The sequence below is a fragment of the Mesorhizobium sp. M00.F.Ca.ET.216.01.1.1 genome (assembly GCF_004010325.2).
Classification (GTDB): domain Bacteria; phylum Pseudomonadota; class Alphaproteobacteria; order Rhizobiales; family Rhizobiaceae; genus Mesorhizobium.
Genome location: NZ_SADR02000017.1, coordinates 58554 through 72910 on the forward strand (window position 1 = coordinate 58554; position 14357 = coordinate 72910).

The 14357-nt window shown below is 63.1% G+C and carries 13 protein-coding genes and 1 pseudogene; 6 read left to right on the forward strand and 8 right to left on the reverse strand.

Annotation, left to right across the window (positions count from 1 at the left end; all coding sequences use genetic code 11):
- Positions 1-50: 50 nt before the first annotated feature.
- From EN859_RS21520 to EN859_RS21530, 3 genes are all read right to left on the reverse strand, one after another.
- Complete coding sequence (locus EN859_RS21520) at positions 51-707, reverse strand: dihydrofolate reductase family protein (protein WP_127854760.1); 657 nt, start codon at positions 705-707, stop codon at positions 51-53.
- A 148-nt stretch (positions 708-855) separates the two neighbouring features.
- Positions 856-1698, reverse strand: coding sequence for a protein-L-isoaspartate O-methyltransferase (locus EN859_RS21525; protein WP_127854761.1), 843 nt, complete (start codon positions 1696-1698; stop codon positions 856-858).
- A gap of 85 nt (positions 1699-1783) precedes the next feature.
- Complete coding sequence (locus tag EN859_RS21530; protein ID WP_127854762.1) at positions 1784-3151, reverse strand: Nramp family divalent metal transporter; 1368 nt, start codon at positions 3149-3151, stop codon at positions 1784-1786.
- 241 nt (positions 3152-3392) lie between these two features.
- Between EN859_RS21530 and mntR the strand changes: the two genes are divergently transcribed.
- The 3 genes from mntR (at position 3393) to EN859_RS21545 (ending at position 6434) form a co-directional block, all read left to right on the forward strand.
- Positions 3393-3848 (forward strand): manganese-binding transcriptional regulator MntR, encoded by a 456-nt coding sequence (mntR, locus tag EN859_RS21535; RefSeq protein WP_189502142.1) that lies wholly within the window; start codon positions 3393-3395, stop codon positions 3846-3848.
- Between the two features lie 231 nt (positions 3849-4079).
- Positions 4080-4994 (forward strand): neutral zinc metallopeptidase, encoded by a 915-nt coding sequence (locus tag EN859_RS21540; RefSeq protein ID WP_127854764.1) that lies wholly within the window; start codon positions 4080-4082, stop codon positions 4992-4994.
- Between the two features lie 171 nt (positions 4995-5165).
- Entirely contained in the window at positions 5166-6434 is a 1269-nt protein-coding gene (locus tag EN859_RS21545) for a TCR/Tet family MFS transporter (RefSeq protein WP_127854765.1), read from the forward strand.
- A gap of 159 nt (positions 6435-6593) precedes the next feature.
- Here the strand turns inward: EN859_RS21545 and carA are convergent, their stop codons facing one another.
- On the reverse strand, positions 6594-7799 hold the full coding sequence (carA, locus tag EN859_RS21550) for a glutamine-hydrolyzing carbamoyl-phosphate synthase small subunit (RefSeq protein ID WP_127854766.1): 1206 nt from the start codon (positions 7797-7799) through the stop codon (positions 6594-6596).
- Between the two features lie 278 nt (positions 7800-8077).
- Here carA and EN859_RS21555 point away from each other — a divergent pair, with 278 nt between their 5' ends.
- Positions 8078-8527 carry a GatB/YqeY domain-containing protein gene (locus EN859_RS21555; protein ID WP_127854767.1) on the forward strand — a complete coding sequence of 150 codons (450 nt, stop codon included), beginning with the start codon at positions 8078-8080 and terminating at the stop codon, positions 8525-8527.
- Between the two features lie 35 nt (positions 8528-8562).
- Positions 8563-9120: a GNAT family N-acetyltransferase gene (locus tag EN859_RS21560; RefSeq protein ID WP_127854768.1), complete on the forward strand. Its 558-nt coding sequence runs from the start codon at positions 8563-8565 to the stop codon at positions 9118-9120.
- Between the two features lie 28 nt (positions 9121-9148).
- On the opposite strand, the gene EN859_RS21565 is transcribed toward EN859_RS21560, so the two are convergent.
- The 3 genes from EN859_RS21565 to EN859_RS21575 form a co-directional block, all read right to left on the reverse strand.
- Positions 9149-10330, reverse strand: a complete 1182-nt coding sequence (locus tag EN859_RS21565; protein WP_127854769.1) for an MFS transporter — start codon at positions 10328-10330, stop codon at positions 9149-9151.
- Positions 10331-10473: 143 nt separating this feature from the next.
- On the reverse strand, positions 10474-10683 hold the full coding sequence (locus EN859_RS21570; protein WP_127854770.1) for a DUF2061 domain-containing protein: 210 nt from the start codon (positions 10681-10683) through the stop codon (positions 10474-10476).
- 134 nt (positions 10684-10817) lie between these two features.
- Positions 10818-12482: a Na/Pi cotransporter family protein gene (locus tag EN859_RS21575; protein ID WP_127854771.1), complete on the reverse strand. Its 1665-nt coding sequence runs from the start codon at positions 12480-12482 to the stop codon at positions 10818-10820.
- A gap of 374 nt (positions 12483-12856) precedes the next feature.
- Here EN859_RS21575 and EN859_RS40540 point away from each other — a divergent pair, with 374 nt between their 5' ends.
- On the forward strand, positions 12857-13210 hold the full coding sequence (locus EN859_RS40540; protein WP_127854834.1) for an RcnB family protein: 354 nt from the start codon (positions 12857-12859) through the stop codon (positions 13208-13210).
- A gap of 328 nt (positions 13211-13538) precedes the next feature.
- On the opposite strand, the pseudogene EN859_RS21585 reads toward EN859_RS40540, so the two are convergent.
- Positions 13539-14297 (reverse strand): annotated as a pseudogene (locus tag EN859_RS21585) (IS110 family transposase); the annotation flags it as partial.
- Between the last annotated feature and the right edge of the window lie 60 nt (positions 14298-14357).

Consider the following 14357-nt stretch of genomic DNA (forward strand, 5'->3'; position numbering starts at 1 on the left):
AGACGGCCGGTATCCAGCCGTCGCTGATCGCTTGCGCGGCGGCGCGCCGTCTACTTCCAGGTCCGACGTCTCTCGATCTCAGCCTCCGAAGGCTGTTCCGGAGCGAAGGAGCCGGTGCGGATGTCGCCGGAGCGTTCATAGGTTGCCATGAGGACGCCGGTGCTCGACGCCTGCGAACGGGTCAGCTTGAAGGCGGCGGCGGGCAGCGTCCCGTTGCCAAACAGCCGCTTGCCCTTGCCCAGCACCAGCGGGAAGATCAGCAAGCTGATCTCGTCGATCAGGTCATTGGCAAGCAAGGTCTGGATCAGTTCGCTCGATCCCTGGATGAGCAGGTCCGGGCCGTCCTGCTGCTTGAGCTTGCGCAACGCCGCCACGACGTCACTGCCGAGCGGCTGGCTGTTTTGCCAGGACAGTGTATCGGGCCTGTGCGTCGCCACATATTTGGTGGCCGCATTGAAGCTGTCGGCAATCGGGCTGCTCTTCTGATACGGCCAATGTGCCGCGAAGATGTCGTAGGTCTTGCGGCCGAGAAGCAGCGCGAAGGGTTTTGAGAACGTCTCGCCCATAAAGGCGCCCATCACGTCGTCCCAGTAATGGAACGTCCAGCCACCGAATTCGAAGCCGCCGACAGGGTCCTCTTCCGGCCCACCAGGCGCCTGCATGACGCCGTCGAGGCTGACGAATGTTGCGGCGATGATCTTGCTCATTGACATGCTCCCTTTGCATTATCCGCACCGTTGGGGCCGGATTTCGGCCAGAGGACGCATGAGCGGACCTCTGTCCGACAGCGGCCGGAAAATTTCCGCCGCCGGTCGCAGACGAGCAGCAGGCACGGCATGCTCTGGCCTCGCGACTTCATGGCCGCCGCTTGGCGCCGTCGACACTGCGCGACGAGAACCAGACCTCGCCGATGACGGCAGTGGCGGTGCGGTCCGGAGCCTTGTCGGCAGTCAGCCAGATCGAGCGGCTGCGCGCCGCCTTTTCGCGGTCGGGCAGTTTCGCCGCCGGGCCTGCGACCGACGCGCCGACGCAAGGGATGAACCACGAGCGCATGAACGGACTGCAGGCAAAGCCCCGTTCAGTGCGGGTCACCATCACGGCCATGCCGACGCGCTCGGCCGGACGCCAGGGGAAGACCATGCGGCCGCCGGGCTTCAGCGCCTTGAGCCACTTGGCAGGAGGTGCGACGACACCGGCATTGACATAGATGATGTCGGAAGGCGGCAGGTCGTTTGCGACAGCATCGCCATGGGTGACGGTCACATTGCCATAGGCCTCGAGATTTTGCAGGGCGCGTGCTGCAAGATCGGCCTCCAGTTCGAAGGCAGTGACGGGACCCGGCGAAACCAGTCTTGCCAGCACAGCGGTGTAGTAGCCGGTGCCGGCTCCGATATGGGTCACCGCCTCATCCGGTCTGGGAGCGATCTTGCCGATCCACATGGCGTGCAGGAACGGTTCGCCGTTGTTGATGCCCTTGTCGGCATCGAGCGTCACCAGAACATTCTGATAGATGTGAACCGGATCGGCGCTCGGCGTTTTAACCACGCCATTGCCGGCGATGACCGTCCACGGCCCGGGGCCGAGAAAGGCCTCGCGCGGCACTGCTGCAAAAATCTCTTCGAGACGCGGATCGGCCGAGCCTGCATGGGCAGCCATCAGCCGTGCGTAGAACTTTCGGGCTTCGACGATCTGCGTCATGGCACGGCAAGATAGCGCAGATTGATTTGTCGTGTCGGTTATAAGAGGCGCTCAGCAGCGCCGCGAACCATTGGACGGAAGAAACTCAGCCGAAACCAGCAACAGTGTCGTAGAGCAGCTTGAAGTTGAGCACCAGGATAATGGCGGCGACCACCCATGCGAGCACGGCGACACCCGGGGGGATGGCAAGGCTGCCCATCTTGCGCTTGTCCGACACGAACTGCACCAGCGGCACCACCGCGAAGGGGAGCTGCATTGACAGGATCACCTGGCTGAAGACGAGGAGCTGGCCGGTGCCCTTTTCGCCATAGAGCGCGGTGACCACCACCACCGGAATGATGGCGATGCCGCGCGTCACCAGACGGCGTGCCCATTGCGGGATACGCAGGCGCAGGAAACCTTCCATCACGATCTGGCCGGCGAGCGTTGCCGTAACCGTCGAGTTCAGACCGGAAGCAAGCAGCGCCACCGCGAACAGGATCGAGGCGATGCCGAGGCCGAGCAGCGGCGATAGCAGCTCGAAGGCCTGGCCGATCTCGCCGACACCATGATGGCCGGTATCGTGGAAGGCGACCGCAGACACGATCAGGATGGAGGCGTTGACGAAAAGCGCCAGCATCAGGGCGATGGTCGAGTCGGTGGTTGCCCATTTGATGGCGTCGCGCTTGCCTTCGTCGGTGCGCGCATAGTTGCGGGTCTGCACGATCGAGGAGTGCAGATAGAGATTGTGCGGCATCACCGTGGCGCCGATGATGCCGATGGCAACATAGAGCATGGCCGGGTTGGTGACGATTTCCGAGGACGGTACGAACATCGAGTGCAGGATCGAGCCGACCGGCGGTGCGGCGGCAAAGATCTGGACGGCGAAGCAGCCGAAGATGATGATCAGCAACGCGATGATGAAGGCTTCAAGGAAACGGAAGCCCCTGTTCATGAGCAGAAGCAGCAGGAAGGCGTCGAGGGCGGTGATGATGGCGCCGCCGATCAGCGGTATGCCGAATAGCAGCTGCAACGCAATCGCCGTGCCGATGACTTCGGCAAGGTCACAGGCGATGATCGCCAGCTCGCAGGCGATCCACAGCACCAGATTGACCGGCCGCGGGTAGTAGGCACGGCAGGCCTGGGCGAGGTCACGGCCGGTGGCTATGCCAAGCCTGGCGGCGAGCGCCTGCAGCAGGATCGCCATCAGGTTCGACAGCATGATGATAAACAACAGCGTGTAGCCAAACTGGGCACCGCCGGCGAGGTCGGTCGCCCAGTTGCCCGGGTCCATATAGCCGACCGAAACCATGTAGCCGGGTCCCATGAAGGCGAACAGCCGGCGGAACCAGATACCGGCATGCGGTACAGCGATCGACGCGTTGACTTCGCGCAGGCTGGGCTCGTCGTCGTCCTCCGGGCGGGCAAACCGCCACGCGGACCGGGATACTGCTGTTGCTTCGGCGTCGGACATGAAGGCTTTCCGCTGGATAGGTCGATGTTGCTACCCTATCTATGCCGGGGCTCAACATTATGCAATATGCTATATTTCATTGTTTGTGCTTTTTGCGGTATTAGCCTGACCGATGCGAAAAGGAGTGATCGCAAACGCTGGTTGCGCCCGCTGCGGAATGCAAATAAACGGCCAGAACATTCGGGTCCGTGCTATGACTGCAGGCCGATTCAGATTTCGGGCGGCCCAGGAGGAGCGCGTGTTGGCGCTGAGGAACAGACCAGTTCGACGCGAAAAGCCGCTTCCGGATGCCGAAATTCATTCGGAGGGATTTCGGCAGACGCGCGAAGCGCGTCGCAGCGCACTCGTCGAAGACTATGTCGAGCTGATCGCCGACCTGATCGAGGACGGCAACGAGGCGCGACAGGTCGATATCGCAGCTCGGCTCGGCGTCGCCCAGCCGACGGTCGCCAAGATGCTGACGCGGCTGTGCGCCGATGGGCTGGTTTCGAGAAAGCCTTACCGTGGCGTGTTCCTGACCGAGGCCGGCCGCAAGGTCGCGGAAGAGAGCCGCATTCGCCACCAGACGGTGGAAGCCTTCCTGCGCTCGCTCGGCGTCAGTGCCGAGACGGCGCGCATCGATGCCGAGGGCATCGAACACCATGTCAGCGCCGAGACGCTCGAGGCCTTCCGCAAGGCGATGACTACGGCACGCTAGTTGCTTTACTCTCGCGGGTTCAAGCTGCAAACATCCACTGGGACATTTGATCGGCGAGACGGAGCTGGGTTCCAGCCAGGGCCGTGAAGTCGCCATGCCAGCAACGCGTTCGACGCGAAAAATGCTGTGACTTGGCGCAACCGTTGCGATAATTTGCGATAATTATTGTCGGGTTCGAGCGAGCCGAAGCACGGCCCGATCACGCGGAAACGTGCATCACGAGGGGTTATCATGCTCTGGAAGGGCCGCCGGCAGAGTGACAATGTCGAGGATCAGCGCAGCGACAGCGGTGGCGGGTTCAACCCATCCGGCGGCGGGCCCGGCCAGTTCCGCATCCCGGTCGGTGGACGTGCCGGTGGCGGCGGCATTTCGGGCATCGTCATTGTAGGCTTGATTTTCCTCGCGGGGTGGTACTTCGGCTTCGACCCTTCGCAAATCCTGGGCGACAACGGCGGCCAGATCACCGACAACAGTGGCGAACAGGGCGGCGGCACCGGCGCGCCCGCGTCCGACGAGATGAAGCAGTTCGTTTCGACGGTGCTGGCCGAGACCGAGGACACCTGGACCGGCATCTTCCAGGCCAATGGCCTTTCCTACGAGGATCCGAAGCTGGTTCTGTTCAGCGGGCAGATCCGCTCGGCCTGCGGTTTTGCCTCTTCGGCGGCCGGGCCGTTCTACTGCCCCGGCGACCACAAGGTCTATCTCGACACCACCTTCTTCCAGCAGCTCGATCAGCAGTTCGGCGCCTCCGGCGATTTCGCCCAGGCCTATGTGATCGCGCATGAGGTCGGCCACCACGTGCAGAACATCACCGGCATCCTGCCAAAGTTCAACCAGATGCGGCAGCAAATGGGCGAGGCCGAAGCCAATCAGATGTCGGTGCGGATCGAACTTCAGGCCGACTGCTTCGCCGGTGTGTGGGCGCATTTCACCGGGCAGAAGGGCATTCTGGAACAGGGCGACATGGAAGAGGCGCTGAACGCCGCCAAGCAGATCGGCGATGACACGCTGCAGAAGAAGATGCAAGGCTATGTCGTGCCGGAAAGCTTCAACCACGGCACTTCGCAGCAGCGGCAGACCTGGCTGGCGCGCGGCTACAAGAGCGGCAAGCTTTCGGATTGCGACACTTTGAACAATCCCGTCTGAGGCATCGCATCCGGCTCTTTTCCTCCTACGGCGATCAAGGTTCGGTCGCTGCGGCAACTGATGTCAGGATGAGGCAGTTGCTGTCGTTCGCTTATTGTTCCGGGTGGCAAGCTCGCCTATAACGTGCACCCCGCCTTCGCTCCAAGGGCGGCCTGAGGAGCTGACCCCACAATGATCGACCCCAAAATCGCCAAGCGGGGCCTTGCGCTCGTTTTCACCACGCTGCTGCTCGACATCATCGGCTTCGGCATCATCATGCCGGTGCTGCCGTCCTATCTCAGGGAATTGACAGGCGCCAGCGTCAGCGAGGCGGCGATCGAAGGCGGCTGGCTGTTCTTCGTCTACGCGGCGATGCAGTTCTTCTTCGCACCCGTCATCGGCGGGTTGAGCGACCGCTTCGGACGGCGGCCGATCCTGCTCGCCTCCGTGCTCACCTTCTCTATCGACAACCTGATCTGCGCAGTGGCCTGGTCCTACCCGATGCTGTTCATCGGGCGCGTGCTGGCCGGCATTTCCGGCGCCAGCTATTCGACGACGTCCGCCTTCATCGCCGACATCTCGACCGACGAGAATCGGGCGAAGAATTTCGGCCTGCTCGGCATCGCTTTTGGCGTCGGCTTCGTCATCGGGCCGGTTCTGGGTGGGTTGCTCGGCACGTTCGGGCCTCGCGTGCCATTCTACTTCGCCGCCGGGCTTGCTCTCGTAAACTTCCTGATCGCACTGTTTTTCTTGCCGGAAACGCTGGACGACAAGCACCGCCGCCGCTTCGAGTGGAAACGCGCGAATCCTGTCGGCACGCTCATCCAGATGCGCAACTATCAAGGCATCGGCTGGATCGGGCTTGTGTTCTTCCTGATGACGCTTGGGCACATGATGTATCCGGCGGTGTGGTCGTTCGTCTCCAATTATCGCTATGGGTGGAACGAACAGCAGATCGGCTTCTCGCTCGGCGCCTTCGGCCTGTGCGGGGCGATCGTCATGGCGACAGTCCTGCCGCGTGTGATCCCCAGGCTCGGCGAGTGGAAGACGGCGGCAATCGGCCTGGCTTTCACGGCACTCAGCGCTTTCGGCTACGCCTTCGCGTGGCAAGGCTGGATGATCTATGCGGTGATTGTCGCCGGCTGCCTGGAAGCGCTGGCCGACCCGCCGCTGAGAAGTCTCGCCGCCGCCAAAGTGCCGCCCTCTGCGCAAGGCGAACTCCAGGGCGCAATGACATCGATCTTCTCGATCACCTCGATCATCACCCCGCTGCTTTATACGGCGATCTTTTCCTGGTTCACGGGTCCGGACGCGCCGGTGGAGTTCGGCGGGGCCCCTTACCTGCTCGGCGCGATTTTCCTCGCGCTGGCGCTCATCGTCTTCGTCACGAAGGTGGCCAAGCCGACACCGAAGGAAGTCGAGCGTATGCATGCGCAGGAGGCGGTGACTGACGCGATTTGAGCCTCGCGGAGCGCCGAAAGCTGAAGGCCGCTGTCGGCCCTTTTCCACTGATCTAACTAAAGCGCGTCGCGTTCGAACGACTCCTGGCGACGCGCTTTAAGTTTTGTTTTCGCGTATGTCGTTGTCCCAAAACCTCTGCGCACTTTTGGGCGACGCGCTTTAGGCGCGCTCGGCCAGCGCCGGTTCGCCGCGCTTTTCGCGGATCAGATTGACGAAGCGGCGGAACAGATAGTGCGAATCCTGCGGGCCGGGTGATGCCTCGGGGTGGTGCTGGACCGAAAACACTGGCCGACCGGTCAGCGCGATACCGCAGTTCGAGCCGTCGAACAGCGAGACATGGGTTTCCTCGACGCCATTCGGCAACGAGTCGGCATCGACCGCAAAGCCATGGTTCATCGAGACGATCTCGACCTTGCCGGTGGTGTGGTCCTTCACCGGATGGTTGGCGCCGTGATGGCCCTGATGCATCTTCGTGGTCTTGCCGCCCAACGCCAGCGCCAGCATCTGGTGGCCAAGGCAGATGCCGAACACCGGGATACCGGTCTTCAACAGGTCCTGGATGACCGGAACGGCATAGTCGCCGGTGGCTTCTGGATCGCCGGGGCCATTGGAGAGAAAGATGCCGTCGGGCCGCATGGCGAGGATCTCTTCGGCGTCCGTCCTGGCCGGCACCACGGTGACCTTGGCGCCAAGCCCGGCAAGCAGGCGCAAGATGTTGCGCTTGACGCCATAGTCGATGGCAACGACGTGCATGGACGGTTCGTCCTGTTCGCCAAAACCTTCATCCCAGACCCAGGGCGTCTCGCGCCAGACGGAGCACTGGCCGGAGGTGACGTCCTTGGCCAGATCAAGCCCGACCAGGCCGGACCACGCGGCGGCGCGGCGCTTCAGGTCGTCGATGTCGAACACGCCGTCGGGAGCGTGCGCAATGACAGCGTTGGGCATGCCCTTTTCGCGGATCAGTGCGGTCAGCGCTCTGGTGTCGATGCCCGACAGCGCGACGATGCCGCGCCTCCTCAGCCATTGGTCGAGGTGGCCGGCGGCGCGATAACTCGAAGGGTTGGTGACATCGGCCTTGAACACGGCACCGACGGCGCCGGCGCGGGCAGCCGGATTGAGATCCTCGATGTCCTCGTTATTGGTGCCGATATTGCCGATATGCGGGAAGGTGAAGGTGACGATCTGGCCGGCATAGGACGGGTCGGTGAGGATTTCCTGATAGCCGGTCAGCGCGGTGTTGAAGCAGACCTCGGCGACGGCCGAGCCAGTGGCGCCAAGGCCGCGGCCCTCGATGACGGTGCCGTCTGCCAGCACCAGCAGGGCGGTCGGCTTTTCGGTGGCCCAAGGGGCGGTCATCGTTGCCATGGCGGCACTCCTAAAGGCTGCGCCCGTCATCCGGCCCGGCGGGCCATTCTGCGCAGCAAATGGCGCGAAGCAGCGATTTCGCAGCCTCCGCGCACAGTCGGAACTCAGTTCATGCAAGGCCCAGTACATAGGGGAAGGCGCAAAAGCGGTCAATGACGCCGCACCGCACCGTGTCGATTTATTTCATCGAGCAATATCAGTGATTTGCCGGATGCCATCGAATTTGCGTTGGGCTTTCGACGCGGTTATTGTCCCCGGCAATCTAAGGAGAATGCATCATGCGCGGAAAAATCGCCGAGTCCCTGAAGAGCGCGATGAAGGCGCAAGACAAGCGCCGGCTGCCGACGCTCAGGCTGATCCAGGCCGCCATCCACGACCGCGACATCGCCAATCGCGGCGCCGGCAAGGGACCGACCAGCGACGACGAGATCCTGCAGATCCTGGCCAAGATGGTGAAGCAGCGCGAGGAGTCAGCCAAGGCTTACGACGACGGCAAGCGGCCGGAGCTCGCGGCGCAGGAGCGCGACGAGATGGCCATTATCCGCGACTTCCTGCCGACGCAACTGGACGAGGCCGCCGTGCTTGCCGCGGCGCGCGAGGCGATCGCCTCGACCGGTGCGGCCAGCCAGAAGGACATGGGCAAGGTGATGGCGGCGCTGAAGGAGAAATATGCCGGCCAGATGGATTTCGCCAAGGCGGGCGGTATCGTCAAGGGGTTGCTGCAGTAGGGATTTTCCTTACCGCCGCGGATCGGTTTTACATCATGGTCGAACTCGTCAAACCGGCGCTAGAACATCTGCCGTCCTACAAGGCCGCGCTGGAGCGCGGCTGGTCGCCGGACAATGTGCGGCTGCTTGCAGCGACGCGCGAGCAGCTTGCGGCAATCGAAAACGATCCGGCGGCGTTCCTTGCCGACCTGGACGACCCCGAGGGCAAGGGGCCGTCAATCACCTTGCCCGACGGGACGAAAGTGCCGCGGCTGCCGGGGTTCCGGCGCTGGATCTGGGACGGTGAAGCCGCCGGCTCCATCGGCATCCGCTGGCAGCCCGGCACCGCGGCCTTGCCGCCGCATGTGCTCGGCCATATCGGCTATGCGGTGGTGCCGTGGAAGCGGTGGCGCGGCTATGCGACCGAGGCGCTGCGGCTGATGCTCGGCGAGGCGAGGGCCATCGGACTGCCCTTCGTCGAGATCACCTGCAAGCCGGACAATCTGCCCTCGCAGAAGGTGGTGCTGGCCAATGGCGGCCGGTTCATCAAGCGATTCTTCGAAGACGCCGCCTATGGCGAGGCGGAAAGGTTGCGCTACCGGATCGATTTGTAAGGCGTGACGTTCCCCCCCCCCCGAGCGCCTATTCGGCGGCGGCCGGCAATGGCGGCGTCGCCCTGATGCGCCATTCCCAGACATGCGAGGCAAGCGCAACTGCCACGGCAACCAGCATAGCCATCGCGCCAACCACGGGCAGGCTTCGATAGCCGTAGCCGGCATTTAGCATGGTGGCGCCCACAGACGCGGCCAGCGCGATGCCGACATTGAAGCCCGAGGGAATGAGCGAGGACGCGAGGTTAGACGCGTCCGCGGTCCAGGTCAGGATGCGGGTCTGGATCGGCGTGCCGATGGCAAAGTTAAGGCCGCCCCAGACGGTAATCGCCATCACCATCGGCACCGGGTAGGGGCTGACCGCATAGATGACGGCCAGCATCACCGCCTGCAGGGCAAGCATGGTGATGAGCGACGGCATCAGCTTCCAGTCGGCGAGCCGTCCGCCGACGAAGACGCCGATCGTTGCGCCGACACCGTTGAGCAGGAGCACCCAGGGTACCCAACCCTCGTCGAGGCCGGTGACTTCAAGCAGCGTCGGCGTGATGTAGGTGAACAGCCCGAACTGGCCGATCATCAGCATCAGCATGATGATGAGCGACGTCCAGACCTGCTGGCGTGCGAGCACGCGGACCTCGCGGCCAAAACTGACGGACCCATTCGACGACCTCGTCGTGCGCGGCACCAGCGCAGCTATGGAGGCGATGGCAACCACGCCGAGCGCACACATCACCCAGAATGTCGCGCGCCACCCCCAAATGTTGCCGATCGCCGTGCCGGCAGGCACGCCGACGACATTGGAGACCGTGAGGCCGGACAGGATGAGCGCCACCGCCATTCCGCGCTGGTCCTCGCGGGCCAGGCCGACAGCCACCACCATGGCGACGCCGAAATAGGCGCCGTGCGCTACGGCGACAGCAATGCGCAACAGCAACATCGATGCAAAGTCGGGTGCGAGCGCGCAGGCGGCCTGGCCGATGGTGAAGGCTGTGGCAAGGCCAAGCAGCAAGGCCTTGAGGGAAAGCCACTTGGTGGCAAGCGCCAGCAAAGGGCCACCGATCGCGATGCCGCCGGCGTAACCGGAAACGAGATAGCCAGCGGTGGGGATCGAGACGCCCAGCCCGCCGGCCACTTGCGGCAGCACGCCGGCAATGACGAACTCGGTGGTGCCGAAGGCGAAGGCGGCGATGAACAGGGCAATGAGAGGCAGCATGGGGCGGGAAGCGATCCTCGAATGAGAAGGCCTCAAATCATAGCCGGAAGCTGCGGGCAATCCAGAAATTGTCGGCGCCGCTTTAGGTTTTCTTCATCGGATTTAGGTCGCGGACCCTATGACGTGGTCGAAACGTCGGGCTGCTACGCGCCTGTCTTGCGTCCATAAGGAATTTTCAGCCACGCGCGCTCGTGAGCGTAATAAAGCAGCGACTTGGTGATGACTTCGGTGAAGCCGATGGTCGCGGCGAGCTTGATGCTTCCCGTCACGACGAGCGAAATGATCATCGTGTCGATGGTACCGGTGACGCGCCAGGAAAGTGCCTTGGCGAAGCTGCGCGAATGGGTATCCATCGACTTTACCTCCCGGTGGATTTTAGCCGATCCTTTAGCCGACAGACGGGAGGCTGAGCAAAGACTAATTTTCCGCGTCGGTTCGAAGCGTTCCTCACGCTGATGTTCGGGCACTCGTGGTCTGCGGACCTAGCCTATCCGACCTTTAGCCGCGAGCCGGTGAGCAGGCCGCGTTCCTCCAGCACCGGATAAGCCATCGAGGCGAGCAGCGAGTTGATCTGCTTCAGGTCGCGAATGGTGTCGAGGTGGATGGAACTGGTCTCGACGCTCTTGGCCGTACCGTCGCGCAGCCGCACGAAATGACTGGCGCTGGTTTCCTTCTCGCGGTCGCGCAGCCGGTCCTTTTCCAGCACCAGCTGGCGGGCGGTCTCCGGATCGCGCGAGACCAGCACGTTGAAGGCAAGCCGTGCATTGGCGAGCACCGAAGCGTGGAAGGCGCTAAGCTCGCGCCAGCCTTCGGGCGTGAACTCCAGCCCGCGCTCGAGCTTCTTCCTGACATGCACCAGCATGTTGCGCACGACGATGTCGCCGACCTGCTCGAGCTTGACGCAGGCGCCGATCAGTTCTTGGCAGCGCAGCGCTTCGTCCTCGCTCAGCGGGTTCTTGGTGACCTTGGCCAGATAGAGCTTTATCGCCGCGTGCTTTTTGTCGACGCGGTCGTCGAGCGCGGCCAGCGCCTTGATCTTGTCGGCGTCGGCGCTCTCATAGAGCTCGATGATGCGTTTCAGCATGATCTCGACCGTCTCGCAGACACGGACTACCTCGCGGGTGGCGTTGGCCAGCGCCTGGCTCGGCATGTCGAGGGCGCTTTCATTGAGCGCAGAAAGCTCGACCACGTCGAGCGCTTCGGCCGGCTCAGGCTTGGTGCCGAGCGCCACGATCTTTTCCGAAGCGCGGTAGACGAGCCCGGCCAGCGGCAGGCCGGCGAGCAGGATCAGCACATTGAAGAGGATGTGGGCATTGACGATCTGGTCGGGCACGGTGGCGCCAAGAAAAGCGAAGGGTAGCTTGAACGACAGGAATAGGATCAGCATGACCAGCGAGCCCATGCCGCGCATCAGGAGATTGCCGACCGGCACGATGCGTGCTCCCGGCTCCGCATTGCGGGTGAGCAGCGGCGCGATGATCGACGAGCCGAGATTGACGCCGAGCACCAGCACGATGCCGAGTTCGGGCGGGATGAAGCCGCGGCCGGCCAGAGTCACCATCAGCAGCACGGCGGCGATCGAGGAATGGAACAGCCAGGTGACCAGCGCTGCCAGCAGATAGGCGGTGACCGGGTCGCCGGAGAAATAGTTGACGATGACCGGCATCAGCGTGCTCTGGCGCAGCGGCTCGGATGCCTGGCCGATCATCTCCAGCGACAAAAGCAGCAGGCCGATGCCGATCAGGATGCGGCCGAACTGACGCCAGTCGCGCCGTTCGGTGGCCATGAACATGACCGTTCCGGCGACAAGACAGACCGGCACCAGCAGCGACAGATCGAAAGTGAGCAGCTTCACCACCAGTGCCGAGCCGATCTCGGCGCCGCGCACGGCAAGCTGGCCCGACATGCCGCTGACGATGCCGGCGCCGGCGAACGAGCCGACCAGCAGGGTAACTGCGGTCGAACTTTGCAGCGCGATCGCCAGTCCGCAGCCGGCCAGGACAGCCATCACCGGATTGCGCATAGTGGCGCGCAGTTTGTGGCGCAGTACGTCGCCATAGGCGCGCTCGACGCCGGTCTTGACCAGGCGGGTGGCAAACAGCATCAGCGCGACCGCGCCGGCAAGATGCAGCAGGACCACGGACCCGCTCATGTCAGGCTCGCAGCCCGGCAGGTGTCAGCGGCGTGGGCGCCGTGACGTCGAAGGGGGCAAAAGGGGGCGCGAATCATGACCATTACAGGAGCCGACATTACTCCGATTACTTTTAGCCGGGTAATAAATTCTGCCCTGGACCGCGACAGGGCGTGTCGGAAATGGATGGATCGCGAAATGGTTGCATTGCCGGCCGGCTTGGGGATGGCTGCGCGGACCAGTGCCAGCAGCAGCTTCACATCCGGTTTGAGGATGGCGTTGAATTAGGTATTCTAAATATAGGAAATCATTATGAAAACGTAATCTTGACGTTCAGTTTCGGTTCATCCTTCGGGCTCTATTGGTTGCGCATCGACAACCAAGGAGTACCCGTCGTGAAACGCATTATTCTTTCTGCTGTCGCCCTTTCGATGCTGGCCGCGACGTCCCCGCAGGGCCAGGCAGCGCCGCTGAATACGCCGAGCGCACCGCAGTCGACCTACAGCCAGGTCGAATGGCAGAAGCCTGGCAAGCACGTGGTGGTGAAGAAGAAGATCGTGGTGAAGAAGAATTACTGGCGCAACGGCCAAAGATATTCCAGCTGGAAGCGCCATCAGGCGATCCGCGACTATCGCCACTATGGCCTGCGCCGTCCCGGCCCCGGTCAGGAGTGGATCCGCGTCGGTAACGATTATCTGCTGGTCAGCGTCGTCTCCGGCATCATCTTCGGCGCGATTGCCGCGCGTTGATCGCCAGAACGATCGACCAGCACCCATATGTGGACGGCCCCCTGTTCGCAAGGTGTTTTGGCTCAGGTCTGATCGGATCGCTTGCATCCATATGTCCGGCCTGTTGATGCGGGTTTTGACCGCTGGCCAAGATGGTTTCCGCGGCGCGAGTTCCAGACATGCCGGCGGGGTCTATGCCCCGATGGATCACTTCGGAGTGTCTCGCGCTTGGGATCGATCGATCACGCCATCTGCTGTTTCCTTGCAAGGTCCGACATCATCCAGATCGGGTCGGGGTGATTTTGGTCTAGACTTGCTGCATCACGGGCCGCAGCAGTCGGTTGGGGTCATAGTCTTCGCCGGTGAGCATCATCTTCCAGGCAATGCGGGCGACCTTGTTGGCCAAGGCCACGGCAGCCAGCTTGGGCGGCTTGCGCGCCAGCAGCCTAGCCAGCCAGGGCGACGGCTCGGCCCGGCCGGCGCGCACCTGGCGGATCACGGCGGTAGCCCCGACCACAAGGGTGCTGCGCAGAGCCTCGTCGCCGGCCCGACTGATCACGCCCAGTCTCTGTCGGCCGGCGGTGGAATGACCCTTCGGCGTCAATCCGACCCAGGCGGCGAACTGGCGGCCCGACTTGAAGGCCGCTGGATCCGGCGTCTTCATCACCAGCATCGCCGAGCCCACCGGGCCGATCGATGGGACCTTGGCCAGCCGCCGGCTGGCGGCATGCGTACGACGCCAAGCCGCAAGCTCGGTCTCGGCGCGTTCGATCCGAACTTGCAGCTGAGCATATTCTGCGCCCAACAGCGCAAACAGCGCCCGTGCCAGATCCGGCAGGCTCTCATCGGCGGCGATGCGTGCCAGCAGCGGCTCGATCTTGTCCAGCCCCCGCGCCGCGATCACGCCGAACTCGGCCGCGTGGCCGCGGATCGCGTTGGAGAGCTGCGTGCGGGTGTTGATCAGCCGCTCGCGGGTTCCCAGTAACATCAGGCCGGCCTGCTCCTCAGCCGACTTCATTGGCACGAAGCTCATGGTCGGCCGGCTCATCGCCTCGCAGCCGGCCTCGGCGTCACGCGCGTCGTTCTTGTTGCGCTTGACATAGGGCTCACATGAGGAGGATTGGATCAATATGGATTTTCAGGTCATCGTTTTCTCCTCTGGTGTTTC